At 59.7% G+C, this 24,575-nt stretch carries 19 protein-coding genes; 10 read left to right on the top strand and 9 right to left on the bottom strand.

Features of this window, described 5'->3' with window-relative positions:
* On the top strand, nt 1-1,590 hold a 1,590-nt coding region (locus tag PPP56_RS03090), incomplete at its 5' end, for an alpha-1,6-glucosidase domain-containing protein (protein ID WP_353562569.1).
* A gap of 150 nt (nt 1,591-1,740) precedes the next feature.
* On the opposite strand, the gene PPP56_RS03085 is transcribed toward PPP56_RS03090, so the two are convergent.
* The 3 genes from PPP56_RS03085 to PPP56_RS03075 form a co-directional block, all read right to left on the bottom strand.
* On the bottom strand, nt 1,741-2,778 hold the full coding sequence (locus PPP56_RS03085; protein ID WP_353562568.1) for a DUF6588 family protein: 1,038 nt from the start codon (nt 2,776-2,778) through the stop codon (nt 1,741-1,743).
* Between the two features lie 462 nt (nt 2,779-3,240).
* A complete protein-coding gene (locus PPP56_RS03080) occupies nt 3,241-4,008 on the bottom strand; it encodes an acyl-[acyl-carrier-protein] thioesterase (RefSeq protein WP_353562567.1) in 768 nt (255 codons plus the stop codon).
* An 86-nt stretch (nt 4,009-4,094) separates the two neighbouring features.
* Nucleotides 4,095-4,640, bottom strand: a complete 546-nt coding sequence (locus PPP56_RS03075) for a macro domain-containing protein (RefSeq protein WP_353562566.1) — start codon at nt 4,638-4,640, stop codon at nt 4,095-4,097.
* 216 nt (nt 4,641-4,856) lie between these two features.
* On the opposite strand from PPP56_RS03075, the gene PPP56_RS03070 reads away from it, so the two are divergent.
* The 6 genes from PPP56_RS03070 (at nt 4,857) to PPP56_RS03045 (ending at nt 11,742) form a co-directional block, all read left to right on the top strand.
* Complete coding sequence (locus tag PPP56_RS03070) at nt 4,857-5,681, top strand: class I SAM-dependent methyltransferase (protein WP_353562565.1); 825 nt, start codon at nt 4,857-4,859, stop codon at nt 5,679-5,681.
* A 271-nt stretch (nt 5,682-5,952) separates the two neighbouring features.
* Nucleotides 5,953-6,867 (top strand): universal stress protein, encoded by a 915-nt coding sequence (locus PPP56_RS03065; protein WP_353562564.1) that lies wholly within the window; start codon nt 5,953-5,955, stop codon nt 6,865-6,867.
* A 146-nt stretch (nt 6,868-7,013) separates the two neighbouring features.
* Nucleotides 7,014-8,120 carry a sensor histidine kinase gene (locus PPP56_RS03060; RefSeq protein WP_353562563.1) on the top strand — a complete coding sequence of 369 codons (1,107 nt, stop codon included), beginning with the start codon at nt 7,014-7,016 and terminating at the stop codon, nt 8,118-8,120.
* 121 nt (nt 8,121-8,241) lie between these two features.
* Entirely contained in the window at nt 8,242-9,903 is a 1,662-nt protein-coding gene (locus tag PPP56_RS03055; protein ID WP_353562562.1) for an SLC13 family permease, read from the top strand.
* 195 nt (nt 9,904-10,098) lie between these two features.
* A complete protein-coding gene (locus PPP56_RS03050; RefSeq protein ID WP_353562561.1) occupies nt 10,099-10,503 on the top strand; it encodes a CBS domain-containing protein in 405 nt (134 codons plus the stop codon).
* Nucleotides 10,504-10,569: 66 nt separating this feature from the next.
* Nucleotides 10,570-11,742, top strand: a complete 1,173-nt coding sequence (locus PPP56_RS03045; protein WP_353562560.1) for a DUF2914 domain-containing protein — start codon at nt 10,570-10,572, stop codon at nt 11,740-11,742.
* Nucleotides 11,743-11,858: 116 nt separating this feature from the next.
* Here the strand turns inward: PPP56_RS03045 and PPP56_RS03040 are convergent, their stop codons facing one another.
* Nucleotides 11,859-12,386 (bottom strand): GbsR/MarR family transcriptional regulator, encoded by a 528-nt coding sequence (locus PPP56_RS03040; protein WP_353562559.1) that lies wholly within the window; start codon nt 12,384-12,386, stop codon nt 11,859-11,861.
* A 580-nt stretch (nt 12,387-12,966) separates the two neighbouring features.
* Here PPP56_RS03040 and PPP56_RS03035 point away from each other — a divergent pair.
* Nucleotides 12,967-13,464, top strand: a complete 498-nt coding sequence (locus PPP56_RS03035) for a polyhydroxyalkanoate synthesis regulator DNA-binding domain-containing protein (protein WP_353562558.1) — start codon at nt 12,967-12,969, stop codon at nt 13,462-13,464.
* Nucleotides 13,465-13,654: 190 nt separating this feature from the next.
* On the top strand, nt 13,655-14,884 hold the full coding sequence (locus PPP56_RS03030; protein ID WP_353562557.1) for a patatin-like phospholipase family protein: 1,230 nt from the start codon (nt 13,655-13,657) through the stop codon (nt 14,882-14,884).
* Nucleotides 14,885-15,144: 260 nt separating this feature from the next.
* Here the strand turns inward: PPP56_RS03030 and PPP56_RS03025 are convergent, their stop codons facing one another.
* Together PPP56_RS03025 and PPP56_RS03020 are read right to left on the bottom strand one after the other, a co-directional pair.
* Entirely contained in the window at nt 15,145-16,500 is a 1,356-nt protein-coding gene (locus PPP56_RS03025; protein ID WP_353562556.1) for a 1-acyl-sn-glycerol-3-phosphate acyltransferase, read from the bottom strand.
* Nucleotides 16,501-16,551: 51 nt separating this feature from the next.
* Nucleotides 16,552-18,423 (bottom strand): ABC1 kinase family protein, encoded by a 1,872-nt coding sequence (locus PPP56_RS03020; protein ID WP_353562555.1) that lies wholly within the window; start codon nt 18,421-18,423, stop codon nt 16,552-16,554.
* A gap of 229 nt (nt 18,424-18,652) precedes the next feature.
* On the opposite strand from PPP56_RS03020, the gene PPP56_RS03015 reads away from it, so the two are divergent.
* Nucleotides 18,653-19,714 (top strand): SDR family oxidoreductase, encoded by a 1,062-nt coding sequence (locus tag PPP56_RS03015; RefSeq protein WP_353562554.1) that lies wholly within the window; start codon nt 18,653-18,655, stop codon nt 19,712-19,714.
* A 25-nt stretch (nt 19,715-19,739) separates the two neighbouring features.
* On the opposite strand, the gene PPP56_RS03010 is transcribed toward PPP56_RS03015, so the two are convergent.
* The 3 genes from PPP56_RS03010 to PPP56_RS03000 form a co-directional block, all read right to left on the bottom strand.
* Nucleotides 19,740-21,611 (bottom strand): sigma 54-interacting transcriptional regulator, encoded by a 1,872-nt coding sequence (locus PPP56_RS03010; RefSeq protein WP_353562553.1) that lies wholly within the window; start codon nt 21,609-21,611, stop codon nt 19,740-19,742.
* Between the two features lie 51 nt (nt 21,612-21,662).
* Nucleotides 21,663-22,085, bottom strand: coding sequence for a response regulator (locus PPP56_RS03005; protein ID WP_353562552.1), 423 nt, complete (start codon nt 22,083-22,085; stop codon nt 21,663-21,665).
* An 85-nt stretch (nt 22,086-22,170) separates the two neighbouring features.
* A complete protein-coding gene (locus PPP56_RS03000; protein WP_353562551.1) occupies nt 22,171-24,294 on the bottom strand; it encodes a PAS domain-containing sensor histidine kinase in 2,124 nt (707 codons plus the stop codon).
* Nucleotides 24,295-24,575: the final 281 nt, after the last annotated feature.

Genomic DNA, 24,575 nt, shown 5'->3' with positions numbered 1-24,575 from the left:
CCGTTCCACTTTAACGCGCCCCAGGGCAGCTATGCCACCGACCCGGATGGTGCCCAGCGCGTGCTGGAGCTACGTGAGATGGTGAGCGCGCTTAACGACATCGGGCTACATGTGGTGCAAGACGTGGTGTACAACCACACCTTTGCCTCTGCCGACAACCGCGAGTCGGTCCTCGACAAGGTCGTGCCGGGCTACTACCACCGCTATGATCCGGTAACCGGTGCAATCGAAACCTCTACCTGCTGCGACAACACCGCAGCCGAGTTTGCCATGATGGAGCGTCTCATCATCGACTCGGTGGTGCTGTGGGCCACCCACTACAAGATCGACTCGTTCCGCTTCGACCTGATGGGCCACCACCCCCGCTCTACCATGGAAAACGTGACCGATGCGCTGGCTGAGCTTACGCTCGACGAGGACGGCGTAGACGGCGAAAACATCTACATCTACGGCGAAGGGTGGAACTTCGGCGAGGTGGCCGACGACCGCATTTTCGACCAAGCCACCCAGTTTAACATGGGCACCACTGGCATCGGCAACTTCAACGACCGGATCCGCGACGCCATCCGCGGAGGCAACTTCACCGATACCGGGCGCCAGCAGGGCTTCGCGAACGGACTCTACCTCTTCCCTAACGAAGCAGCCGACGAAGAGGGCACCGGCGATTCGCTCGATGCGCTGTTTGATGCAGCCGACCGCATTCGCGTGGGCATGACTGGCAACCTGGCCACGTACACGTACGAGAACCGGGAAGGCCAGACCGTGCAGGGCAGCCACGAGATGATTGGCTACGCCGAAGAGCCGCACGAATCGGTCAACTACGTCGACAAGCACGACAACGAGACGCTGTGGGACAATACGCAGCCCAAGCTCCCTCGCGATTTCTCGATGGACGACCGCGTGCGCGTGCACATGCTTAGCAATGCGTTCATCAACTACGGACAGGGCGTGCCCTTCTACCAGATGGGCAGCGACATCCTCCGATCGAAATCGCTCGACCGCAACAGCTTCGACTCGGGCGACTGGTTCAACCTCGTTGACTTCAGCCTCGCCGAGCACGGGTGGGCACGTGGCCTGCCGCCGGCCTGGGACAACGAGGACCGCTGGGATGACATGCGCGACCTTCTGCGTGATGAGCGCCTCACTGTAGAGACCGAACATATGCAGACAGCCCACGAGCTCTTCCTTGAGCAGCTGCAGATGCGCTACAGCAGCCCGCTCTTCCGGCTCCCCACCGCCAGCGACGTGCAGCGCCGGGTTGCCTTTCACAACACTGGCCCCGACCAGGTGCCCGGTATCATTGCCATGACCATCTCGGATGGCACCTGCGCCGGCCCCGCCCTCGACGCCGACTGGGACGGCCTCGCCGTGGTGTTCAATGCCGCTAATGAAACGCAGACCTTCAGCCTCGACGCGCTGCCTGCCTTAACGGTCCACCCGCTGCATGCCAGCAGCACCGACGACGCGGTGCGCGCTGCCTCGGTTGAGGAACGCACGCTAACAGTGCCTGCTCTCAGCGCCGTGGTGTTTGGCGCACCGGCTGAAGACGAGCAAGGCGCCTTTCCCTGCAATGCGCTGGATGAGCTGTAGCGTCTATCCATGCTCGACCTTATCTGTTACATGCCAAACAGCCAGGGGAATGCGAGCGCTCCGCATCCCTCTGGCTATTTTGTTGTGGTTTGTTGCGGTTTGTTGCAGATTGTTGCAGACTGTAGCCCGCGAAGAGCCTCCAAGCGTGGATCAGAGCCGAAGCCCGATACCCGTTGTGAGCACATCGTTTTCTGCGAAGGCATAGTCAGCGTTAATCTCCAGAAATGCAAACCGTATAGCCAGCCCGGCAAGGGCACGCGTGCGGTTCGATGCCGACTGGTCCAGGCTAAGGCGAAGCGGGTCGGACGACGTGCCGACCGGGTTAAAGACGTAATCGTACTTCACGCTGAAGGTCTCGTACTGCAGTCCGCCATAAAGCGTAACAGGAAGAAGGGGGATGCCGCGGCTGGCCTGCAGGTTGAACGCCCATCCCGATGCACTGATGACCTCGTCCCGCTCGACACGGCTGTCTTGAGACACGTCGTTTTCGAGCGAGAACTGATTGTAGCTCCCCTGAACGGCCAGCTTAAGCGGCAGCGGTGCCGGAATCCAGCGGTTCACATCCTGGCGAAGCGCGACCCCGAATAGCCCGACCCGGCCGTAGCTGCCCCCGCCTGCCGAGAGCGTCGATGTCGGCAGATAGCGGAGCTGGGCATCGGTGCCGAACAGCGTGCCAAGCCTCACCTGCGGCATTGCCAGCGGGGCAATGGGCGTGTCGAGCAGTCCGGGCGGTGCCGCGATCGTTTCCTCGGTGCCGTCAGGCGAGCGGACCGTCAGGGTTGCATCGTCGGGCGTGTTCGTCGACCCAAACGCTGTTGGAACGGCGTCGCCGTCAAACGTAATGACCGTGCCATCTGAGAGCGTCTCTTCGGCGGGAGGCGTAAACGTCTTGTCAAGCGATCCGGTGGGCACCCCCGACACCGTGAGGCCTACGTAGACCTTGATCGGCACGAACGGCAAGAACCCGGCATCGACATCGGCATTGCGGAAGAGGCCCGCGTTCATGTTCGCCCCAAAGGCATCGGTCACCGGCTGCACGTACCCGTCGGCGTACCCCGCCCCCATAACGTCAAGCACCCGGCGCAGATCGCTTAAGTCCGATACGTCTTCGTACTGCGCCTGAGCGGTATCAGGCGCGGTGGCGGCGCACAAAACGACGAAGAGGAGGGCGAAGCAGTAAACACGCATTGTCGGAGTAAGCTGGGATGGTTCAGGGAAATTGAAAGAGGGTTCTACGAGCGCACACCCGATGACATGCTTCTCATCTGCTGCACGGCGATCACGAGACCGATGCCTTTTCGCCAAGTAGGTCAGCAAAAACACATGTACACCTTAGTCATCGCGAGGAGGGGGTGTGCGACCGACGCGGCGCTGGCGCTCCTCGCAATGACATACTCGAAGATTCAGTAGTGTGTAGACGCTAAGTGATAAGGATATCGTGGAATGTAGGTTTGTCTTGTTCGCCCTCCCCTCTCCAGGGGAGCAGTTGGAGGCGATACCCTTCCGTTCATCTCCCCCTTCGCCGAAGGGGGATTAAGGGGGATGGCAGGACGGCGTATTCTGACACAAGACCATCAGCAAAGGAAAAAAGAACCTGCACATGCCGTTACTTAGCCCCTACCCGAAGAAGCGAGTTCGCCGCTTGCTTCATCAACCAGCAATCGGGATCCAGTGTGTTTCGGCACGTGCAAGGGTAGTGTTGGCGTCTGCGTCGGCGAGGTGATGCACCACGCGCACTTTGTCTGTGTCGGGCACGGCGTAGCAGGTCGCAGTCGCCGCTACCTGCATGTCGGCTGTCGTCTCTGACTTAAAGTCGAGTGTGAACCCCTCTGCCCTGTGCGCTTGTAGCCAGTCGAGCGGAAGCGTTTCAAGCGCCCACGCCACGTAGCGCGCGTTGTTAACATGCGCGTTTAGATCCAGGTCGTGGAAGCGTACACGAAAGTGCCGCTGGTGGTCGACCCGGTCCGGCAGAACGATCTCTTCCTCGCGTGGCGCAAGCGCAACGGGCCGGTCAGGCAGCGTGAGGTCATGCAGGATGCGAGGCGGCCGGGCCGGACGCCGCCGCTTCTGGTCGAACACAACCCAGGTACTGGTTGCCCGCCCCACGAGCGCATCGTCGACGTGAAGCAGAAACTCGCGCTGCGCAAAAGGCCCCCGCAGTCCAGATGGCCATGTTTCTATGCCGAGCGTGTCGGTCCACCGAGGCAGACGCGTCGCCTCCACCTGAAGCTGCACCAGCACCCAGGATTGATGCCGGTCGAGCAGGTCGGTCTGTGCTACCCCCAGCTCTGCGGCGTGGCCGGCGGCGGCGTCTTGCAGATAGGCACAGAGTGCCGGAAGCGATACCGTGCCATGCAGCGTTGCATCGCGGGGCTGCAGCGCAGCCTGTGTTGTGTGTGCAGCGACAGGAGTGCCCATGCCAAGTGAAAGCGTGAGGGACAGACGGGACGGTCGTACCGCCGTGTTGTGCATGTCGAACGGGCCGGTGCTTGGTGGATCGCCCGCTATACCAGTGGATCATCGTTCAGATCCGACAGCATGTCTTCGAAGATAGTATAGGTTTCTTCGTTGAACAGTACGAAGCGTATGTGCTCTACATGCGTGAGCATGGGTTCGTTGATAAGCACGGTGCCGAGTGCAGCGTGCGCGGCAGGCCGCACGGGGTATCCAAATGCGCCTGTCGAGATTGCCGGAAAAGCCACCGACGTTATCTCGTGCTCCTCGGCCAGGTCGAGTGCATTTTCGTAGGCTGCCCGCAGGAGCGCGGCTGCAGGCTCGTCGCGCCCGTACACCGGCCCCAGTACATGAATAACGAAGTCGTTGGGCAGGTTGAAAGCCTCCGTACAGACCGCTTCACCGGGCTGTATGGGGGCATAAGGACGGCAGGCTTCGGCCAGCTCAGGCCCTGCAGCCCGATGCAATGCACCGGCCACTCCACCGCCGGTTTGCAGCTGTGCGTTAGCAGCATTCACGACCGCCTCCATATCGGGCTGGTTAGCAATGTCGCCTTGCGCAAGCTCAATCCGCGTCGTATCCCGTGTAACTTCCATAAGCAGCATGGCATGGATTCGACAATCACGTACAGAGGCGAATAAAGCCTATGGGCGTTGGTTCCTTGCATCGCCCAGAAGGGCGCGATTCGGCCATCTTCTGTTGCCTCTGTTGAACTTTGACGGCCCCCTCCGATTGGCACAAAGCGCCAGGCCTTTCGTAGAGCCTCTGCCTTAGGGCCCTCGAAATTATTTCCTACGTGCGCTCCATCTCGTATGCATTACGACCCGATTAAAGATCGACTTGGCCAGTGGATGAGCCGTCATCCCTGGCTACAGCGAACCTTCTACGGCCTGCTGAACCTGCTCTTCTTGCGCGCGTGGTACGTGCGTCGTACCGTGCGGCGCCTGCTATCCTCCTTTCCTGAAACTCGTCCGGTACGCGTGCTGGATGCCGGCACCGGATTCGGACAGTACGCCTATTTCATGGCGCGCACGTTCCGCAACGTGCATGTCGATGCAGTCGACGTAAAGCGCGACTACCTGCGCCGTGCCCAGCACTTCGCCGACCAGACCCGTGTAGGCCCACAGATCAGCTGGATTGAAGACGACCTCACGCAGCTCCAGGTGGAAGGCCCTTACGACCTGATTCTATCGGTCGACGTCATGGAGCATATCGAAGACGACGAGCGCGTATTTCAGCACTTCGAGCGGGTGCTCCGCCCAGGCGGGTACGTTGTCATCAACACCCCGTCGGATCAGGGCGGGTCCGACGTTGGTGGGGAGGCAGACGAAGGGTTCATCGGCGAGCATGTGCGCGACGGGTACAACATGAACGCGCTTGCGGAAAAGCTCCGACGGGCCGGACTCGTTCCCGTAGAGCAGACGTACACCTATGGGCCGTACGGGTCGGCTGCATGGTCGTGGCTCATCAAGCGACCTATGCAGATGCTTGGCACGACGTGGGCAGCGCTGTTCATCCTTCCGCTTTACTATCTTATGGTGCTGCCTGTGGGCCTTTTCCTGAATGCAAAGGATGTTGCGCATCCCAATGAAACAGGGACGGGTTTGCTCATGGTGGCCCAGAAACCTTCTGTGTAGCCCCGCAACCCAGCTCCGCAAAGTAGCTCCGCACCAGCCCCGCAAACCTGTGAGCACTTCGCTGCGCGGGCGGTGCGGCAAGGCCTATGTGGTAAGGCCTATTCGGTAGGGCCTATGTGGGGAAAACGCGCACACGCATCCCCACTATATCCTGAGGACGGGTTCATGCAAATGACTGGACAGCCTATGCTGTGCTGTGTATGTTTACGGACGCACAGCACGCCGTCGTGGCGTGCCTTCGTGGATCCGCACACTGACACGGCCTCTTCTTATGATCAACGACATCCTCGTAGCACGCGACTTCTCAACGTCTTCTGACCGCGCGCTGCAGAGCGCACTGCAGTGGGCCGAGTTGCTCGATGCCACCGTTCACCTTCTGGCTGTGCAAGTGACGAACGACAATCCCTTTGCTCCTGCCGAGCAACGTTCAGGACCGCTTGAGCGCCTTCGCACCCGCCTCAAGAGCCGCACGCAGAGCGACATGGCCGAGTCGGGCTACGACCCGGGCAGCGTTGCTGTTAAGCACGAGGTGCAGCGCGGCGAAGCCGCCGGGCCGGCGATCGTGCGGTATGCAAAACGGGCTGGCATCGACCTGATTATGATGGGCACAACCGGGCGCCGCGGCATGAGCCGCGCCTTCATGGGAAGCGTTGCCGAAGAGGTGGTGCGCACCGCTCCGTGCCCGGTCTGCACCGTACGCGCCGGAAGCGACATGCTTGCCCCAGAGCGCCCCCGCCGCCTGGTCGTTCCGGTTGACTTTTCGGAACCCTCGCGTATGGCGCTGGCATACGGCGTTCGCCTGGCAAAGCGTTTCAACACATCGGTCGCGCTGCTGCATGCCATTGAGAACCCGTCGATTCCGCTTGTCTACGGCAGTGGCACCCCGGTCGACCCGCCCGAGGGACTTGGCGAACGCGTCGAAGCCGGACTCTTGAACTGGTTTCAGGAGGTGACCCCCGAGGGCATGGAGACGCCGGCTCACGAGGTGCTTGTACGTACCTCAGCACCAGGAAAAGCCATCCGGCAAGAGGCCTCGCGCAAAGGCGATGTCGTACTCATGGCCACGGAAGGGCGTACCGGTATGGAGCGCATGGTGCTGGGCAGCGTCGCCGAGTCGGTGCTTCGGCGCGCCGAAGGGCCAGTGATCACTGCGCGGTCGTTTGAGGCCGCCCTCCTCCCGAAATAGCTTGCAGGGGACGCGGTGCCGGCCTGTGCTCCTGGCGCGCCAAGGACTCATGCGGCGTACCTTGTTCCAACAAATGTGCTCTTGGGTAACAACCGCTTAGTACCAGCCGCACTCATAACCGCACCTGCTCATAACTGCACCGGCCTATGTCTTCTGCAACGCTCAACCGGGACCTTCGCCTGTATAGGCAGCTTTCGCGCCTGCCTCGCCCTTCGTCGTATACCGGCAAAATTTTTCTCGTTGCGTTTCTTGGCACCCATATTCCACTGCTGGGGGCAGTTGGATACGTAACGCTGTCGCACCTCCCGATGGCCCAGGCGCTGCCAGTGCTTAAGGCCGTGCTCGCAGCTACGCTTATCGGTACAGCAGGCACGCTGTGGGCGCTCTACCGCCTGCTGGCCCCAATTCGGTGTACGGCAGACGCGCTCCAGGAATATGTCGACAGCAGCACCGCACCCAACCTCCCGACTACGTTTTCCGATCGGGCTGGCCAGCTGATGCGAAACACGCAGCGTACCATCACCAAGCTCGACACCCTGCTCCGGTTCAAAAACCGTATGCTTGGCGTCGTCTCGCACGATGCACGCGGCCCGGCTTCAGCGGTGCTCATGGCCGTAGACGCTATTGAAAAGCAGCTGGATGCGCCTGCCCCCAATATGGACTACGTGCGCTCTCTGACCCAGCAGATGGAGCACACCGTCGAATACCAGCTTGACCTCTTCCATTCGATGCTCAACGTAGCACGCTACGGCGAAGGCCAGGTAACCCTGAACCCCGATACCGGCACCGCACAGTCCGTTTTCGAGCGCGTGCGAGGGAATCTGAAGATTCTGGCCGCTAAGCGCAACCATGACCTGCAACTTGACCTTGATGCTCCTGAACTGATGCTGCATACCGATATCGGTAAGCTGGAACAGGTGCTCAATAACCTGGGCAGCAATGCGCTTAAGTACACCCCTGAAGGAGGTACCGTTACGCTCGGCATGACCACCTCGTCCGAAGAAGATACCGTCTCGTTCTGGGTTGAAGACACTGGGCCTGGCATCCCTGAATCGGTACGTGGTGAGCTGTTTGAAGCCTACAACGCTGACGCCGACCCCGATACTGATTCAGTGGGGCTGGGTCTGTGGATCTGTAAAACGTTTACTGAGGTGCTTGGCGGCACCATTGCGCTCAAGAGCACTGATGACGGATCTACCTTCACAGTACGATTCGACCGAGCTGCCATCGAGGCCGCCCCGGAATCCGCATAGCGCACACGCACTGCACAGCATAAAGCTTCCGCTAACCGACCTGCAATATCGCCTCCCCCAATGTAGCATTGAAATCGTTTCGGTCTCATTCTGACCCGCGCACCGCCCCTGCACCGCTGCCATGCCTGAAACGCCTTCTGACCGACCTCCTGATGCGAACTCTTCTAAACCGGCTGGGTCCGGCTCAAACCGTCGTGGCGATGATAGCAACGACCGCGCCCATCCGATTGGGGACTTTGCAGCTGACACGGTAGATTCTATCAAGGAGGTCGTAGCGGATCCGGCCGCCGAGCTACTGCGGCGCACCGACCGGCGACTTCGCCACCTGTGGAGCCGCTCCTCTCTCAAAGCCGAGATTGCACGCGACCGCGCAATCCGCGTCATCCTCTCGATACGCCGTCCGCTGCAATCACGCAACGTCGTGATCGGGATTCTGGCGCTGCTGGCAGCCCTGCTCGTCGTCTACCTCACCGCCGACACCCTGCCCCGCGAAACGGCACTGATGGCCGGTATCTTTGTGGCCGCAGCGCTCCTCTGGGCGACCGAGGCGCTACCTCTTTTTGCGACTGCCTTGCTCATCATCGGGCTTGAGATCATCTTGCTGGCCAATCCAGGCAACTGGCCTGGTCTGGGGTTTTCCGAAGGCCCGACGCCCTCTTATGAGACCTTTCTGGCGCCCATCGCCGATCCCATTATCATTCTCTTTCTGGGAGGGTTTATTATTGCACGAGCCGCTGTTAAAGAAGGCGTAGACCGCACGCTGGCCAAGCTCGTCTTGCGGGGCTTCGGCACCCGCCCCGGCAACGTCATGCTCGGCCTCATGGCGATCACCGCAGTGTTCTCCATGTGGATGAGCAACACCGCCGCTACGGCCATGATGATTACCCTGGTTACGCCTATGATTGCCGGGATCGACAAAGCCGATCCGCTACGGGTCGGACTCGTGCTCTCCGTTCCCTTCGCTGCGAATATCGGCGGCATGGGTACGCCGATCTCTTCGCCCCCCAATGCGGTTGCAGTCGGCTTCTTGAATAGCGCTGGCTATCCCGTTTCGTTTTTAGAGTGGATGGTTGTTGCCGTCCCCCTGGCTACCGGCCTCCTGCTGCTTTCATGGGTTGTGCTGCGGTGGATGTATCCACCCGAGCGTAGCTCCGTAACGATGAACGCCGACGCCTCCTCTCTCGATGCCCGTAGCATCTTTGTGCTCACCGTCATGGTAGTCACTATCGTGCTGTGGTGCACCGACCGCTGGCACGGGCTGCCGACTGCGGTTGTAGCTCTCTTGCCCGTGGTCGCATTCACCGCTACCGGATTGCTTACGCAGGCCGACTTCGACAGCCTCGAATGGAACATCCTGATTCTCATTGCAGGCGGTATTGCTCTTGGCACCGGCATGCAGAGTACCGGACTCGACGAGGTGATCGTCGGGTTTGTGCCCGCCGGAGGGCCGTTTGTTATCCTTGCGCTGGCTGTAACCACTGTGCTGGTAAGTACGCTCATGTCAAACACCGCCGCGGCTAACCTGCTGGTTCCTATTGGCGTAGCGCTTGCTATGGGAGCAGCCAGCACCCTCGATCCGATACACGTAGCCATCAGCATCGCACTGGCCGCCTCGGTATCAATGGCCCTGCCGGTAAGCACGCCCCCAAACGCGATTGCCTACGCCAGCGGCGTGTGCAACACCAACGACTTCGTGCGCGCTGGCTCCCTCATCGGACTCGTAGCGCTGGTGCTCATTGTTACCCTTGGGGGACCTATCATCGCCTTTTGGATTCCGATGTAGATTCTGGCGTAAAAGCGTACGATCTGTGCGTTTTACGCCCTCCTCCTATTGCAGCACTCGACATCAGACAATAGCTTTAGATAATAGCCTTCGTATAGCCCAACCGTATACGTTTTCGTCATACGTTTTCGTCCCGCAGGCCATGCCGGCCGCGTGGCTTTTCGCATCCTCCTAATTTTTTAAACGCCGCCATTTATGGATACCGTAGAAGCAATTATGACCCGCGATGTCGTGAGCGTACTGCCCGAAACGCCCCTCCTCGAAGTGCAGAAGCTGCTCAAGCAACACGGATTTCGCCACCTCGTGGTGGTCAAAGATGGCGTGCTCAAAGGCGTGCTTTCTAACCGAGATGTACTTCAGGCGCTGAGCCCGTTCCTGAATACCAACGCAGAGACGCAACGCGACGTGCGCACGCTGGCCTACCCGACCCGCAAACTGATGAACAAGAACCCCAAAACAATAACACCCGATACCCCTCCTGAAAAAGCAGCCCACCTGCTCCTCACAGAGGCTATCTCGGCCCTCCCGGTTGTAGAGGGCAAAAAGCTGGTTGGTATCATTACAACCAAAGACCTGCTGCGCCACTACACGGCTGCGTAACAGCCCCTGATAGCTCGTTCGCGGCCTACCATCCGTCCTGTATTTCTCCGCTCCCTACTCAACCGCATGAATCCTTCTTCAGCACCAGCCGCCTCGAACCGGTGGATGCGCTGGTCTCATTACCTGGAGCGGAACCGCTACTATCGCTGGACGCGCCGCCTGTATACGCGCTATGCCGACATCGCACCGGCGGTGTTTTTCGGAGGTGGGGTGCTGTGGGATGTGCTTACGCTGCGCCAGATTGACCATGCCGTCGATAATCTGATCCTGGCAGCCTATATCGTGCTGTTGGGGGGATGCATTGTGCTGGCGGCCCTGCGGGTAGTACACCGCTTACCCGCCCGCCCCTTCCTGACAACGATTGAGCCGTTCTCCAATGCCGGCGTTCAGTTTTTCATGGGCGGGCTTTTTAGCGCATACGTGGTCTACTTCACCCGCAGCGCCTCCCTGACCGCATCCGCCGTCTTCCTGGTGGTGCTCGTTGCCGTCCTCGTTGCTAACGAGTTTCTCTGGCGCGACTCCATCAACCTGTACCTGATGCTGGGGCTCTATTTTCTGGCGCTCTTCTGCTTCTTCACTTTCTTCCTGCCCATTTTGGTGGGTAGCATGAGCTATGGGCTGTTTGTGGCGGGCGGACTTCTCAGTATGGCCCTCGTGGGCGGGCTGGCTCTGCTTCTCGAACGGTGGAACGTGTTCGAATCGATGCAGCAAGTGGGGGGCGTAGCCGCCGTAATGCTGGCCCTGTTTGTCGGGATGAACATCGCCTACACCAAGAACTGGATCCCACCGGTTCCCCTCTCCATGCAGGCAGGCAACATCTACCATGAGGTAGAGGTGACCTCTGAAGGGTATGCGCTTACCTACGAAACGCCGCCCTGGACGCGTTTCTGGCGACGCAGCAGCACGCCCTTCGCATATGCAGAAGGCGACCGCGTCTACTTCTTTGCCGCTATCTTTGCCCCGACTACGTTACAAACAGACGTCGTGCATCGCTGGCAGCAGCGTCGTGAAACCAATGAGGGCATCGTGTGGCAGACAACCGACCGTATCCCCTATACCGTGCGCGGCGGACGCATCGAGGGGTTTCGTGGCTACACGTTCAAAAGCAATATTCAACCGGGCACCTGGCGCGTCGATGTCGAAACCGAGGACGGCCGCACGCTCGGGCGTGTGAAGTTTGATGTGTTCGCTGCGCCCGGTGGTGCCGAGCGATCGTTCCGTACGCGCATCTACGAGTAGTTATCTGCCCTCGCCAGGTATATCGGGGGGCTGCGTACGCGTATGCTCTTACGCCGCTGTCTCTACGCCGATATGCCCACGCCGATGTTCATTGCACATCGATTAGCGCATATCGATTAGCTTGTTGATTCTTCTACAGCCTGGTTCTGTGCGTCAGCGTCGGCAAGTCGTGCCTGCTTCACCTCTTCCCACCGCTTCGAAAAGTCCTGATAAAACGACTCCATAAGCTGGTAGAAGGCGTGCATATGCTCCAGATTCTTGACGGTCTCGCTGTTGGTTACCTCGTTGCTTCGTATGCGGTTTAGGTATCGCTCGGCCAGCGACCGGTTGCGGCGCACCGTAGCCATGTTAAACTTGAAGTTGTTATAGAAGATGTCGGGATGCGCCACGTAGTAGTTACGCCGGTTCACCGGACCGTCAACCTTGCGCACCACGCCTATATCAGCCAGGCGGCGTACCGAAATAGAAATCGGTCCTTTCGAATGCCCGAGCAGGTTAACCATATCGTCGAGCGACGCAGGATCGCGCTGCGTAAGCAGCAGGCCAACGATCAATCCCTGAAGCCGCTTTAGTCCGTGCGACTCGTAGATGTTGCCAAATTCCTGAATCAGTTCTTCCTCTACTGGAGATGGGGCGTGGGCCATAAATCAGGGTGGTACGAGACAGGTACAATGCTTGCTTCTTGCTTCAGTACAATCTTATTCGATACTACCCCTATTCGACAGTGCCTTGGTTCAGGACACCGTCGTGACTCAGGGCATCGTTAGAGCAGAAGCAGTCTGGATCTATTCGGGGCAAGACTGAACAAGCCAATCGAGATTTAGGTTCGCCGGCTGGCGCTTCCAGCATGCACCTGGATCACACCGTCCGCCCATGCGTCTTACGTTTCCCCTGTGGTGACGCAGTGCGTTATTCATTGGTTGTGCGATCTGGAAGGGCCTCCCCCCCTTCATGCAACACGCTGCTTCGGGTCGTACAGCGGGTTCGTACGACCCGTTACGCCAACACGCAACACAGCCCCGTGGATATACCTTGCGGTGTCCTCCGCATCCACGTAGGGCCAAAAAGCGCGCATCCTCCACACATTGCACTGACTGCACTGCAACAACAGAGCAATAGTTAAGAGCAATAGTTAAACGCAGCACACTACAACCGAACAGGCCACTGCATAATCAAAACTACATAATCATAATTGTTTAGTCATTTGTCTTCAATTGCTCTCTTATGGCTCGCTTGATCAAACGCTATGAGAATCGCAAGCTCTATGACACCGAGGCCAGCGCGTATGTGTCGCTAAGCGACATCGCCGAGCTGGTGCGGGCGGGCGAAACGGTGGAGGTCGTTGATCAGTCGACCGGGCAAGACCTGACGGCGCAGACCCTCACCCAGATCATTCTGGCAGAGGGCAAGCAGGGCCATCAGCCTATATCCGCCGAGGTGCTGCATAAGCTGCTCCGCCAGAGCGGCGCCGCGCTTGACGCAGGGTTCGACCAGCTTCGGGTTCGCGTAGACGACCTGGTCGAGCACTCTCTCGATCGCCTTGGTCGGCTGCTGCATGGCCCACGCGCCGACGAGCTCGACACGCTACGCAATCAGCTGCACGAAGCCGAGCAGAAGCTCGCTACGCTGTTGGATGCGATCGACCGCCCCTCTCCCCAGAACGGAGCGGTCTCTGAAGAAGGCAACGCTTCGTCATCCGAGAGCACACCTCCTTCACCATAACCGACGGCCACACAAGCGCATTCTTCCAGCGTCTCCCCTCCTCCTGGCTTCACCCACGAGGTGCACCATGAGAGACACGTAACAAGAGCGATAAACACACCTTGTCCAATCCACCCTAACGCCTGTCCGCTGGAACCGCTTTCACAATAGATCCATAGGCTCACTGTTTATTTATTATCCCGAAGTTTGCATGACTACTGCCGCTACGTCTTCGGTCGGACTCGCCTGTGCAGGGGGGGTGGTCGAAGGAGCCATCTACGAAGTTGGGGCGCTGTGCGCACTCGACGAGGCCATCGACGGACTCTCACTGCACGAGCTGGATACCTATGTAGGGGTCAGTTCGGGGGCGCTGATCAGTTCGTTGCTTGCCAACGGCGTGCCGGCCCGCACCTTAAGCCAGGCCATTGTATCGGAAGTGGACGAAGATCCGCGGCTGAATGTGAAGCCCGAAGTGATGTTCAGCCCGGCGCTGCGCGAGTATGCCCAGCGCCTCCTGCGCTTCCCGGGCGCCCTCTGGCGCACGCTGCGCTACTTCGCTACGCATCCGACCGACCTCTCGGTTGTCGGACTGCTCTCAACGTTTGGGTCGGTGGTACCTACGGGGCTCTTTGAGAACGAACCCCTGCATCACTTCTTAGCCCAGGCGCTTACACCTCCTGAACGCACCAACGACTTCCGCGAGCTGCGCACGAAGCTGCGCATCGTGACCATGCATCTCGATTCGTCGGAGATTGCCGTGTTTGGCGAACCCGGACGCGACCATGTGCCGATATCGAAAGCCGTACAGGCCAGCACTGCACTGCCCGGACTCTACTGCCCGGTTGAAATCGATGGGGAGTATTACATTGATGGGGTAGCACGTCGCACTGTGCATGCCAGCGTGGCTCTCGATGAGGGAGCAGACCTGCTGTTCTGCATCAACCCGATCGTACCTGTTAACATTCAGCTGAAAGAGCACGCCAACCGCCTGCTCAACGAGCATGGACTGGTCGACCACGGGCTCCCAGCTGTACTCTCGCAGACCTTCCGCGCTATCGTCGATTCGCGTAAGACAACTGGATTCAAAAAGTACGCGCACACGCATCCCGATGCCGATCTGGTGCTCATCGAACCAGAATACGACGACACGCGCATGTTCTTCTCGAACATCTTCAGCTTTCGCAACCGCCACGAGGTGTGTGAGCACGCCTACCAGGCGACACGGCGCTACCTGCGCAACCAGGCGCCAGCCCTTCAAAAGAAACTGCAGCGCCACGGACTCCGCCTTCGGCTTGACGTGCTTACGGATACGCGGCGCACACTCTTCAGCGAACCCGTGTCGCGCTCTACCGCACAGTCGGTCATGCATGAGACCAACCAGGTGCTCGACCGGCTCGACCTGGTGCTCGAACAGCTACGTATGCAGCAGCCAGCCTCGTAGCTGCATCATACGAGCTAACAACCGCGAGTATCGCAATAGGCGCTCTCGAACTGCAGACTCAACGCACCGTAGCGTGGCATGGCCTGGAATGGCGCAGCGTGGCAAGTATAGCAACAAGTATAGCAAAGAGACGGGCAGTTGGCGCGTTTGCGCCGCTTACACGTTCGTAGCCTACACGTTTAGAGTCGCCTCTACGCACCAACGAGTTGTGTGAGGGCTACACCACGCCTCTGGTAGCCCCTGTCCACGTCCAGCCCCTGTCACGTCGCTGTCGAATCACTGCGGTCCACTCCGTCGTCTGACGCCGGATGCTCTTTCGGGGTTATCCCCGTAGCCGGACGCGGTGGAAGCGGACGGTCTTCGAGTGACCACCGGTACGAGCCCTGGCGGCGGCGCTTCTCTTTTTTGCTGAGCCCGCGGTAGCCGTAGGGCGGCTTGCGAAGCTTGCGGATGAGTGCAATCAGGAACCACCCGAACGGCATATACCACGCTGCAATGTCGAGGTCACGCAAGATCTTATGTAGCCAGCTCCGTGCTGCCGGACGCTCCCGGTCGCGTTCGTGGGTAACAAAGGAGATCGGCCAGCCGAGCGGGGTTGTGCGCAGGCGGCGCCCCTTTACTTTGTTCATCTCACGCCTGAGCCCCTCCCAGTCGTACGGCTTATCGCCATACGTGTCAACCGCTTCGTCGAGGTGCTGCTGCGAGCGCTCCTGGATCCGCCTGGCTACACGGAGCACCGTGTCGCGGCTGGGCGCCGTTACGTCTTCGCATCCCTCTTCGCGCAGCATCTGCCGCACGTTTACTGGCTTCTGTACGACAAATGTCATCTGGCACGGGAACGCCAGGTAGAATATGAACGGGAAAAGCAGAGCCAGCGGGGCAATGGGGAGCGGCAGAAAGGGGATGCCGAGCACTTTCTGAACGATGCGGTCGAGCGTCTCAAACGTAACGCTGGTCGGGTTGACCCACTCGGCATTCACAACGCTAACCGGATAGACCGGGGCATCGTGCTTCGCAGCGAGTACGACGAAGCTGGAGTGGAAATGCTGCAGCTGATAGCGCCGCGTAAACCCCTTTCCGATGCCGGGGACTCCTTCCGGATAGTAGATCACCCGGTCGCCACGCGCCAGAAGCTTGTCGTAATTGGTAAACGTCATGTCTACCCCGCCGCCCCGCCGCCACCAGTTGTCGAGGTCGTATGGGCGCATCCACCAGGTTGCGGCAAGCTGTGGCGTATACACGCTGCGAAACTTACCGGCCTTGGTGTAGCCGGAGGCGCGCCACAGCGCGGCATCGAGCACAATTGCGTCGTGCGGGAACGCATTGCCGCTGTGGTTGGGCGCCAGGATGAGCGGACCTTCGTCAGGGATCTTCTCGTGACCAACGAGCTTCGCCCGAAAGTAGCGGTCGATCACGTCGCCCATGAACCCGTCAATCAAGCTGTATAGGTACCCCCAGTCGGTCGGGTCGTGGGGCACGTCGGTACGTTCCAGGTCGGGCGCCGGCCCTGAGGGCATGTGCGCCTCATGCCGCCACGGATCGAACGGCTCAAACAGCTCCTCGAGGTCCTTGGGGTCGAGCGTAATGTCGATCGTAAAGTCAGAGTCATTAGCCATGCAGCAACCGGTAGACCGAGCGTTGAATGAACAGGGAGCGAAAGCGAGACGTCACGTCTTAAACAGGGCAAGTGCAAATCCAATAATGAAGAGCGAGAGCCAGAGCCAGATAGGACCGCCCTGCACCACGCCCAGTGCGCCTCCGATGATACAGGCGCCCCCAAGGATGCTGCCACGCAAGCCCGGGAACGGGTCGGCTGTAGGCGTGCGGTCGTCGAGACGCTCCTCCACATACGCCACGCTCGACGTCATGAGACGGGGCATCTGCACGATTGCGTCAATCAGTTCCGGGGCGTTGCTGAAGAACTCGCGTCCCAGCGTGCGCGGATCGAACCGTTCGCGGAAGATAGAACGCACGTGGCGCTGCGACACCGCTACCACGTCGAGATCGGGCTTCATGGTGCGCCCTACGCCTTCAAATGTAACGAGCGCCTTCACCATGAGCGTCATCTCCACCGGAAAGAAGACGCGGTAGCGTCCGCCCAGACTGAGCGACTCCAGGATGAGCTGGGCGATGCTGATGTTGCCCGTCTGCCCCTGGCTCGCAAAGTAGCGCGAGAGGTCAGACACCGCCCGCCGAAAGCCCTGCGGGTCGCCGCCCTCACCGATGCGTGCGATGTCGAGCAGGTAACGCGCTACGTTCTCGACATCGCCCCGTACCAGGGCGTAGTAGTAGTACAGCAGGCGCCGCTTCACCTGCGGACTGAACCGCCCGACCATGCCCATGTCGATGAATCCGACCTTAACCGGGTCGTCGGGGCCGCCTTCGATGATCTTCAGGTTGCCTGCGTGCAGATCGGCATGAAAAAACCCGTCTTTGTAGAGCATACGGATGATCGCTGCCGACCCGAGATCGATGACACGCTCGCGATCTTCGGGCGAAAGCTGGAGCGACTCGGGCGATCCCGGACGGATGCCGTCGATAAACTGCATGGTGAGCACATCGTCGGAGCTCAGCTCACGGTAGATCGTGGGAAAGACCACGTCGGGCATATCGCTAAAGTTAGCAGCAAACACCTCCGCGTTGGTCGCCTCGAACGAGTAATCAACCTCACGCTCGGTGTATGCACTGAACTCTTCGATAATCTGTCGCGGGCGGTACTGTGGGATGATCCAGTTCAGAAAGATCCCGAAAAACTCCAGCAGCTTCAGGTCCGACTTTATGATTTCGCGGATGCCCGGCTTGATCACCTTGATGACCACGTCATCGCCTTCGATCGTTGTAGCCCGGTGGGCCTGTGCGATAGAGGCTGATCCGAGCGGCTTATTGCTAAGCTCTGCAAACAGCTCGTCAACAGGCGCCCCCAGGTCACGCTCGATGATGTCGCGCACCTGCACAAATGGAATGGGCGGCAGGTGGTCCATCAGGCTCTCCAGCTCACGCGTGATGGACGGGGGGAGCAGGTCTTCGCGAATGGCCAGAATCTGCCCCAGCTTGGTAAACGTGGGCCCGAGCATCTCCAGGCGCTTCCGCAGCTGTACCGGAAACGGCAGGTCAACCAGCGAGCGGTTGACAAGTGGACGCAGGACCCACGACAGCATGCGCTTTCCGAGCGACCGCATCCCTCGCTTTTGCACCTTAGGAAGCGATCGCACGTAGGCGATGTGTCCGCCCATGAGCAGACCAACCACATGACGATACACCACAAAAAAGCGGCGCACCGCGCCCCGGTAAGGAGCCAGTGGGTCAAAGTCTGCAAGTGGTGAGCGCTGCTCTGCGTCTGACTCAGGGGAGGCCTTATTCTCCTCTTCATCGTGCGCAGCGTGCGCTGCATCGGTCGGGCCGTTCCCCTCCGAAGATGCTGCATCGGCCTGGACATGCTCACCCGGCGTCTGCCCGTTCAGCGAGGAACGCGCATCTGCGTCCAACCGAGCTGATCCGGTTGACCCAGTCGATGATGATGTCTGCAAGGGAGAAGGCATAAGAGAGCCTCTATGGAATCAGGTGCACTTGCTTGCGTGCAGTGCACGACTACGTGGACAAAAGGTGAACCGAAAATGCGGCAGCGGGTTCAACGGGTATAAAAAGCGCTTACAGCACGAAGCAGCGCTTGAAAATGCTCCGCGAACCACATGCCTGAAGTTTCAGGTGCCGGTGACGCGAGTACCTGTACTCTCTGTTCGTACGTCCATTCCAAACGCCGCTCTTTTCATGCTCTTTCTTACGGGATTTCCGGGGTTTCTGGGCACGCGACTGGTCGAAACCATGGCCGCGCACGACCCTTCGCTGCAGTTTGCTCTGCTGGTACAGCCCAAGTTTGAAGCCAAAGCACACACGGTATTACAGCGCATTGACCTGACCGACCGGGCAACCGTCTACCCGGGCGACATCACGAAACCGGATCTCGGGCTTGGAGATGACTATGGGTCAATTGCTCGCTCCATAACACACGCTGTTCATCTCGCTGCCGTCTATGACCTCACGATCCCGCGCGATATTGGCTGGCGGGTTAACGTAACGGGCACGCAACATGTGCTTGATTGTATGGCTTCCGCACCGCAGTTGCAAACGTTTGGGTATGTAAGTACCGCCTATGTATCTGGAAAGCGCAAAGGGCGCGTCCTCGAAGACGAACTGACACACAACACCGGCTTTAAAAATTTTTACGAGGAAACGAAGTACCATGCTGAGGTGCTCGTGCGTGAACACATGGATACCGTGCCGACCATGGTTTTTCGTCCAGGCATCGTGGTGGGCGATTCACAGACCGGCGAGACCGACAAGTTCGACGGGCCGTACTTTATCTTGCGTGCCCTGCAGCGCCTGCCACGGTATACTGTGATGGCGCGCGTAGGCGACGGCACCGCCCCGGTTCACTTAACCCCCGTCGATTACGTGATTAACGCCATGGCGCATTTGATGCGTACTCCAGCGCACAATGGCACTACGTTTCATCTGACCGACCCGAATGCGCTGTCCACACAGCAGATCATGGAGACGTTTGTGGATCAGCTCGATATGCATGTGGCCTACCTCCCCGTTGGCCCTTCATTCGCACGAGGAGTAATGGGCACGGCAGCTGGACGCTACCTGGGCATCGCGCCGGAGCTTATCGACTATTTCGACCACGAAGTGCATTACGACACGCGCCGTGTTGAGGAAGCACTTGCAGGCACCGGAATCACGTGTCCGTCGCTGACGGAGTACGCCCCCCGCATGGTCGCGTTTATGAACGCCCACCACGACCAGGCTCGGTCGGAGGCGATGTATTAGGCTCCGACTGAAAACGCATCGTGGGCTATGCGCGGTATGCATCCGCATCGATGCCCAGGCGCTTCATGCGCGAGAGCAGCGTCGTACGCTTTATGTCAAGAAGCGCTGCGGCGCCGTTGTCGCCCCCTACGGTGCCGCCGGTCGCTTGCAGCGCCTGCACAATGTGGTTGCGCTGCGCCTCCTTCAGGGTTGGGAATGCCGCATCGCCCGGCACCGGCTGCGGCGCTTGCGAAATCGAGAGGTTGTCGGCGCGGATCATCGGGCCCTGTGCCAGAATTACCGCACGCTCCATGATGTTTGCCAGCTCGCGCACATTGCCCGGCCAGTCGTATGTTTTGAGCACGGCCATTGCGCTGCGGCTAACCCCTTCGATCGACTTCCCCATGCGCTGGGAGAAAAGCTGCCGGAAGTGGTCGACCAGCAGCGGGATGTCGCCGCCGCGCTCGCTCAGCGGGGGGAGCATGATCGGGAAGATGTTGAGCCGGAAGTAGAGATCCGACCGGAACCGTCCTTCCTCAACAGCCTGTTCGAGGTCGACATTGGTAGCTGCAATGATCCGCGTATCCACCTGGATTGTGCGGCTTCCCCCCACGCGCTCGAACTCCTGCTCTTGCAGCGCACGGAGCAGCTTAGACTGCGTAGACATCGCCAGCTCTCCGATCTCGTCGAGGAAGAGCGTGCCCCCATCAGCCAGCTCGAAGCGCCCGATGCGCTGCTCCGACGCTCCGGTGAACGCCCCCTTCTCGTGTCCGAACAGCTCGCTCTCGATCAGGTCGCTGGAGAGCGCAGAGCAGTTCACCTTCACCAGCACATTGTCGGCACGTGGACTGCGGTCGTGTACGGCACGGGCAACCAGCTCTTTGCCGGTTCCGGTTTCGCCACAGACGAGCACGGTGGTGTCGGTTGCAGCCACCTGGTCGATGGCCGTAAACACCTCTTGCATGGGAGGCGACGTGCCAACGATTGTCTCAAATCCTCGCTCGCTACGGATCTCCTCTTGCAGGTAGGCTTTCTCGGAGGCAAGCTGCGAGACAGCGGCCTCGGCGCGCGCCCGGGCGTCGATATCACGCAGGATGAGCAGATGCTGCATGGCTCCGCCGGGGAGCGGGAGCGGGCTCAGCGTCGCTTCGACTGGAAACGTCTCACCGGAAGTACGGCGTGCCTGAATGCCTTCGGATGCGGCCAGGTATCGCCCGTCTGCATCTGGCTGCTGCTCCAGATAGTCATCGAGCAGCGCAGCAAAGTCTTGCGTCAGGAAGCGGGTGAGCGGAGCACCCACGGCCGCTTCAGCGCTGCATGCAAAGATAGACTCAGCAGCCGGGTTGAAAAGCGTGATGGTGCGCTCGCTGTCGATATTTATGATAGCGTCGATGGCCGAGTCGACGATCGTTGACAGGCGCTGCTGGCTCTCGCGCAGCGCGGCGGTGCGTTCCTGCACGGTCTGCTCCAGCCTGTCGTGGGCCTGCTGAAGCGCAGCCTCGGCCTGCTGACGTGCCCGCCGCTCCTCGGCCTCGCGTAGCGCGCGCCGCACCGCCGGCCCCAGCCGCGAAAGCGTGTCTTTGAGGACGTAATCGGTTGCGCCCTGTTTGAGCGTTTCGATGGCCCGTTCCTCTCCAATCGCTCCCGACACGAACACAACCGGCACATCGGGGCAGCACGCCTGCACAAAACGAAGCGCAGCCAGCCCGTCAAAAGCCGGCAGCGAGTAGTCGGACAGCACGATATCAGGGACAGCCGCTCTCAGCTCGGCAATGAACGCTGACTTTGAGTCGGCGCGGCGTACCGTGCCAGACAGCCCGTCGGACTGCAACTGGTGGCGGATGAGTGCGGCATCGGTGTCTACGTCTTCCAACAGCAGCACATCGAGCGCATCCCAAGAAGCAAGCGGGTCAGACATACCGAACAAGGGCTCTGCGTGTAGGCGAGTTCTATCTGAAAAACGTCTTACTCAACAGACCGTTTGATTCATCGTAGTCCAGTAACGGCCAATCTGCTGCACCGTCTCGGTAAACTCTGCGAAGTCCACCGGCTTTACCACGTAGCTGTTTACGCCCAGGTCATAACAGCGATGCACGTCTTGCTGCTCCTGCGACGACGTAAGCGCAATGACCGGGATGCACTGCGTACGCTCATCCTCTTTGAGCGCCGCCAGCAGCTCCAGTCCGCTTACCCTGGGCAGTTTGAGATCGAGCAGGATGAGCTTAGGCGGCATGGTACTGGGCGGATGCTCTTCTTCAAAGAGGTAGTGGAGGGCCTCCGCCCCATCGCGCAGATGATGCACCTGCTCATCGAGCCCAAGCCCGCGCAGGGCCCGCAAGGTGAGTTCGGCATCGTAGGGCTGGTCTTCAACCAGCAATATAGAACGGCTCATATAATATTCGGTAAGATACTTCTGGCAACATGAGAGGCATGTAGGAGATGCTTGCCAGGAAAACCCTGTCAGGAGACAGAACCTGTCAGGTAGCAAGCTTCGTTTCCGTGGGGAGTGAGAAGGAGAACGTAGCGCCTTTTCCAACGTGCCCTGTGGCCCATACGCGACCACCGTGGCGATGCACAACACGCTCTACGATAGCAAGACCTACCCCGGTGCCCTCGAAGCTACCCTCGTCGTGCAGACGCTGAAACACTCCGAATAGTTTGTCGGCATAGTTCATGTCGAATCCGGCTCCGTTATCCTCGACTACATAGGTGGGGTCGGCGGCATCGGGGTCATGCGTAATGTGGATGCGTGCCGGCGCCTCCCCACGTGTAAACTTTACTGCGTTCGAAAGCAGGTTTGTGAGCGCCTGTCGTACCATCGACCGGTCGCCACAGGTATCAGGCAGGGGAGCACGTTCAAACACGATGTCGCGGTTGGGGTGGGCCCGCTTAAGCTCGCTGATTACATCGTCGACCAGTGCCTCCATATCGATTGATCCGGCACGCATCTCGCGGCTGCCGAGGCGCGAGAGTGCAAGCAGGTCATCGATGAGCTGTCCCATGCGTTGGGCGCTTTCCACGACAATGCCAAGCAGACGCTGCCCTTCCTCGTCGAGCTGATCACTGTGCGCATCCAGCAGCATGCGTGAGAATCCGTCTACTGCTCGCAACGGCGTGCGCAGGTCATGCGATACCGAATAGGTAAACGACTCCAGTTCCTTGGTGCGCTCTTCGACGCGTTGCTCCAGGCGCTCGGTCTGCTGTTGCACCTGATCCAGTAATTGCGCCTGTCGCAGGGCAATAGTCAGCTGGTCGGTCACCTCTTTGGCGATGCGTTGCTCTTGCTCGGTGAAGCAGCGTGGCGATTCGGCGCCCAGGTTCACCGTACCCAGCACCGTCGCGTCGATCTGCATCGGCAGGGTCATGAACGAGCGAATGCCTTCGTGCTGGAGGCGCTCGATGAGAGGGGTCTGCGTGGCAGTACGAATGTCTTCGATAAGATGCGCCCCCTCTTGCAACTGCTCCCCGGAAAAGTGCAGATCGCTGAGCGGGTACGTGGTTCCACTATCAAGCTCGGTAGCTGCCGTGCTGTGGCGTGCCAGCACCGTTGCCTCGTTGGCCTCTGTGTTAATGAGTATAACGCTTGAGCGGCTGCATGGAATGAGGTGCTGCAGGCGCTCCATTGCCGCCTGTGCGATCTCTTCCTGCGACTGCGCCTGCAAGATGGCCTGATCGATATCGCGCAGCACCTCCAGGCGCCGTGTGTAAAGCTCCAGGCGCTGTTCACGCTCCTTGCGGTCGGTGATGTCCTCACAGATGCACGTTAGCCCCCCATCGTCAAGCGGTGTAAGCGTCAGATAGGCAGGAAACGTGCTTCCATCGCGGCGCAGTCCGGTTAACTCGCCGCTCCACTTGTTGCCCTGCTCAAGAACCGGAAAGACCGCATTCTCAATGTAGGCTTGTTCGCTTTCCTCATAAAGGATGCGCCACGACCGCCCGATAAGCTCGTCGGGGGCGTCATAGCCATAGATGGTAGCATGCGCCTGGTTGGCATACCGGAACGTGCCGTCAGGTTCATGGATCGACATGCCTGCCATGGCAGCATCCATCGCAGCCAGCTGACGCTGTTGCTGCTCCTGGATCGCGCGCCGCTCAGCCACCTCAGACCGCAGCTCTTCGTTGACACGCCGCAGTTCGGCTGTTCGGCTTTCGACCCGCTCCTCAAGCGCACTCTGTGCGGCGCGCAGCTTTTCTCGGGCGTTTTTTCGCTCCGTAATATCCGTTACGATCGACTGGAAGCGCTGGATACGCCCCGCTTCGTCTTTTACCGGGCGGACGGTTAGCTGTACCCAGAGCAGGGTGCCGTCTGACCGCCGCATGCGCAGTTCTTCTTTTTCAACAGATGTGCCCGACTGTGCGTTGGCAAGCACCGCTTTGGCCTTCTCGCGCCCGCTCGGCGTATCCGCATACAGGATGAGTGGCGACATCCCGATGAGCGCGTCGCGTTCATAGCCCAGCAGCTCGGATGCGTACTGGTTCAGCATCTGAATGTACCCGCCCGGCGATACGGAAAAGTATGCAACGGGCGCGGTGTCGTACAGCGCCTGGTAATCAGGCGTGGTTGCCGACTTCTCGCTGAGAGTCGCTTCACGACCAGCCATTGTCTGTATACAGATGAAGTTAGCAGGAGGATGATAGCAGCGCTGTGCGCACGTTGCATGCGTGTTGCCACTACGGGTGGCGTTACACTGGCTCTCATGCATAGAGCCAATATAGCGTACGACAGCAGAGACCATCGGGTTGTCTGCTTGCCCAACGCTTGCGAACCGCAATATCACGGGTGTGCAGTGCATGGCCTTTTGCATGCGTCTCGTTTGGCCTACGGGCTGGACATGTACTGACGGGATACGTACCCGCCAGCTTCTGGCCCTATTTGAGCACC

Origin of the sequence: Longimonas sp., from assembly GCF_040409695.1 — a bacterium.
Taxonomy (GTDB): Bacteria; Bacteroidota; Rhodothermia; order Rhodothermales; family Salinibacteraceae; genus Longimonas.
The sequence above is the reverse complement of the archived record's forward strand: the minus strand, read 5'-3'. Positions and strand labels throughout refer to the sequence as shown.

Coding starts and splice junctions, on each gene's coding strand:
- PPP56_RS03005 (WP_353562552.1), bottom strand. CDS start 22,085: ATGAGCCGTTCTATATTGCTGGTTGAAGACCAGCCCTACGATGCCGAA.
- PPP56_RS03065 (WP_353562564.1), top strand. CDS start 5,953: ATGATCAACGACATCCTCGTAGCACGCGACTTCTCAACGTCTTCTGAC.
- PPP56_RS03020 (WP_353562555.1), bottom strand. CDS start 18,423: ATGCCTTCTCCCTTGCAGACATCATCATCGACTGGGTCAACCGGATCA.
- PPP56_RS03000 (WP_353562551.1), bottom strand. CDS start 24,294: ATGGCTGGTCGTGAAGCGACTCTCAGCGAGAAGTCGGCAACCACGCCT.
- PPP56_RS03080 (WP_353562567.1), bottom strand. CDS start 4,008: ATGGGCACTCCTGTCGCTGCACACACAACACAGGCTGCGCTGCAGCCC.
- PPP56_RS03055 (WP_353562562.1), top strand. CDS start 8,242: ATGCCTGAAACGCCTTCTGACCGACCTCCTGATGCGAACTCTTCTAAA.
- PPP56_RS03045 (WP_353562560.1), top strand. CDS start 10,570: ATGAATCCTTCTTCAGCACCAGCCGCCTCGAACCGGTGGATGCGCTGG.
- PPP56_RS03070 (WP_353562565.1), top strand. CDS start 4,857: ATGCATTACGACCCGATTAAAGATCGACTTGGCCAGTGGATGAGCCGT.
- PPP56_RS03060 (WP_353562563.1), top strand. CDS start 7,014: ATGTCTTCTGCAACGCTCAACCGGGACCTTCGCCTGTATAGGCAGCTT.
- PPP56_RS03025 (WP_353562556.1), bottom strand. CDS start 16,500: ATGGCTAATGACTCTGACTTTACGATCGACATTACGCTCGACCCCAAG.
- PPP56_RS03085 (WP_353562568.1), bottom strand. CDS start 2,778: ATGCGTGTTTACTGCTTCGCCCTCCTCTTCGTCGTTTTGTGCGCCGCC.
- PPP56_RS03035 (WP_353562558.1), top strand. CDS start 12,967: ATGGCTCGCTTGATCAAACGCTATGAGAATCGCAAGCTCTATGACACC.
- PPP56_RS03030 (WP_353562557.1), top strand. CDS start 13,655: ATGACTACTGCCGCTACGTCTTCGGTCGGACTCGCCTGTGCAGGGGGG.
- PPP56_RS03050 (WP_353562561.1), top strand. CDS start 10,099: ATGGATACCGTAGAAGCAATTATGACCCGCGATGTCGTGAGCGTACTG.
- PPP56_RS03010 (WP_353562553.1), bottom strand. CDS start 21,611: ATGTCTGACCCGCTTGCTTCTTGGGATGCGCTCGATGTGCTGCTGTTG.
- PPP56_RS03075 (WP_353562566.1), bottom strand. CDS start 4,640: ATGGAAGTTACACGGGATACGACGCGGATTGAGCTTGCGCAAGGCGAC.
- PPP56_RS03015 (WP_353562554.1), top strand. CDS start 18,653: ATGCTCTTTCTTACGGGATTTCCGGGGTTTCTGGGCACGCGACTGGTC.
- PPP56_RS03040 (WP_353562559.1), bottom strand. CDS start 12,386: ATGGCCCACGCCCCATCTCCAGTAGAGGAAGAACTGATTCAGGAATTT.